At 26.7% G+C, this 2,354-nt stretch carries 6 protein-coding genes; all 6 read right to left on the minus strand.

The window, feature by feature from the left end; genetic code table 11:
• The coding region (locus TJ68_RS03410; RefSeq protein ID WP_040928747.1) for a hypothetical protein at window positions 1–360 on the minus strand (360 nt) is incomplete at its 3' end.
• A 94-nt stretch (window positions 361–454) separates the two neighbouring features.
• Window positions 455–904, minus strand: a complete 450-nt coding sequence (locus TJ68_RS03415) for a hypothetical protein (RefSeq protein WP_040928748.1) — start codon at window positions 902–904, stop codon at window positions 455–457.
• The gene (mobL, locus tag TJ68_RS03420; protein WP_040928749.1) at window positions 864–1,520 is read right to left on the minus strand and encodes a relaxase MobL; all 657 of its coding nucleotides are present in this window, start codon (window positions 1,518–1,520) and stop codon (window positions 864–866) included. Before mobL (TJ68_RS03420) ends, TJ68_RS03415 begins: the two co-directional genes overlap by 41 nt.
• Window positions 1,492–1,845, minus strand: a complete 354-nt coding sequence (gene mobL / locus TJ68_RS03425; protein WP_040928751.1) for a relaxase MobL — start codon at window positions 1,843–1,845, stop codon at window positions 1,492–1,494. Before mobL (TJ68_RS03425) ends, mobL (TJ68_RS03420) begins: the two co-directional genes overlap by 29 nt.
• Window positions 1,846–2,136, minus strand: coding sequence for a ribbon-helix-helix domain-containing protein (locus TJ68_RS03430; RefSeq protein WP_040928752.1), 291 nt, complete (start codon window positions 2,134–2,136; stop codon window positions 1,846–1,848).
• Window positions 2,137–2,147: 11 nt separating this feature from the next.
• Window positions 2,148–2,354 (minus strand): hypothetical protein (locus tag TJ68_RS08670; protein ID WP_222859704.1); only part of this gene is annotated, 207 nt, incomplete at its 5' end.

Genomic DNA, 2,354 nt, shown 5'->3' on the forward strand with positions numbered 1-2,354 from the left:
TATCAAAGCATATTCAGTTTCTGGTATAACTCTTACATAACCCATTTCATGTAACTTGTCCCAACTTTTAGTATCTTGTCTATCTAAGTTATAAAAGTCTAATAAAGCTCTATGATCTATTGAACGAATACCATTTCCTGAATAACCAGATAAGAGTTGGTTATCAGGAGTAATCCATAAACTTTGATTTAAATCATCTGTCATCTCAAATTCTTCATTAATATTATGTTCTAATTCATCTTGTTCAATTTGATATTCTTGTTCTTCAATATCTAGTTCATCTTTTGTAAAATAAGCACCATCTTCGTGCAATTGTTCAATGAGTGCTTCCATTATTTCTATTCTTGTTTCTTTATCCATGCCTTCAAATTAAAATCTTTCATTTGTATATCTCCTTTAAAATAAAAAAGAGCAATATACATTTGTATATTGCTCAATACTATTTATATTTAATTTATAATTCCTGTTCCTGCTCATTAATTCTTCTAATACGTTCTTCAAGATTTTGATGTTCTGCTTCAACTTCTTTCTGTCTTCTTCTATTATTAAATAAATTTTGAATACGTCTAAATTCATGCTGTTTAACCAATCGTGGTTTGCGTATGATTGGACTACCTAATTTTATTTTAAATTCAGTATCTCTATATCTTACAATTCTAAAGATTGGTTTATTTGATGATCTATACCTACTACTTTCAGTTACATGATTCAGAAAAGTATTTTGTAATATTTCTTTATTCTTCTTATTAGAAATTGAAGGTGGTCTATTTAACTCGACACCTAATTTTTCTTCTACATAAGATTTATTATTTTTAATATTACGTAACAATTCGTTACCCATACGTGATTTTAATTCATCATATTTATTTTTTAGAATATGACTGATAATCACTTTTTGAACCATAGACTTCTTTATAAAATTGTTCTTCTCTTAAGAGTACTCTTCTATATTCATCGAACTCTTTAGAACAATGTTGCTTTAAAAATGTTTCAGTATACTCATCTATGTCCTTTTTTAAATGCTTCATGCTGTGATGATTGTATGACCACTCATTTTCTTTTTCTGGTAAAAGTGAAATAATTTTATTTAGTCGTTTTCGCTGTTCTAATGTACTTTCATCAATGTGAATAGATATATTTAAAGTATTTCTCAATTGATTTAACTGTTCTAAACTTTTATTTCTTTCTACAAGGTGATGAATAAATGATGATTTCATTTTTGAATTTGTTTTATTTTTTCGTTTGCCTTTAGGCTCTGTAACTTCAATAAAATTATTATTTTCATCTTTTCGTTTATAGGTGATCATCTCTCTGCTGTTTTCTTTTTCAGAAATCGCAACATGAACATGGTAATTATCTGTATTGTAATGAATCTCACCAGCCCATATGATGTTATTTTTATCTAGATTTTCTTCTTTAATAAAAGTATGCATTGAATTTCTAACAGCATCTTTAATTTTTTCTTCATTTAATTTTCTATAAACTAATAAATCATTTTGTTCTAACCAGCGTGTATCCAAAAGAATACACATCACGCCAAAGCACAGAGTTATTTTTTTGAGCAGTTCTAAATGATTTATAAACTTCCCTACGTTCTTCTTTAGTAAGTAAATCACTTTTTTCATTAAATAACCCTGTGCTTTTGTCTTGTTTATTATTTTGTTTTGCTGTTTCACGATTCATATAATCTAAATATTTTTCAAATTTTTCATCAATGATAGGTTCAAATTCATCTGGAAAATCTTTTTGCTTCGCTTCTTTACGATCAATATAACGGATATAATTTTCAAATGATTTCTTATTCCCTACGACAAAGTCACTTGTTAAAATTACTCCTGCTTTCAACTAATCCCTCCTATATTGGTATCCACCTGTTGAATTATTTTTATAAGATGTATTATTTGTGTTTCTAACTGCTGTATTCATTAGAATTTTTAAATCACTAATCTCTTGTGTTAAATTTAATAAGGCTTCTTTAGTTGTTACACCTGTGTCTTCTTCAATTAAATTTCTAATAGCTAAATTTAAAAAATCTGTGCGATCTTCATATTTATCACTAAACATTTTTACATGATCATCAATTTGTTTTTTAAATTTCTCGTCTAATGCAAAATTTATTCTTTCTGTTTTATACAAAATATCATCTCCTATAAATCATCGATTGTAATTCTGTTTTTGTTTTTATTTTCTTCTACTACATTATTTTTAGTTTGAATTTTATTCTCGTTCATTAATTTATTTCTGTAATGTCCATCAATAGCTTCTTTACCTTTCATTGCTCTTAAAGAATCTCCATAATATAAATTAGATACTTTAAGTTCCTGACGTTCCATCATGGAATAAGTAAATTGTAA

Source organism: Nosocomiicoccus massiliensis (genome assembly GCF_000438455.1).
Classification (GTDB): domain Bacteria; phylum Bacillota; class Bacilli; order Staphylococcales; family Salinicoccaceae; genus Nosocomiicoccus; species Nosocomiicoccus massiliensis.

What these genes read in the sequence shown, in the direction of transcription:
- TJ68_RS03415 (WP_040928748.1), bottom strand. Translation starts at nt 904, where the DNA reads ATGGTTCAAAAAGTGATTATCAGTCATATTCTAAAAAATAAATATGAT.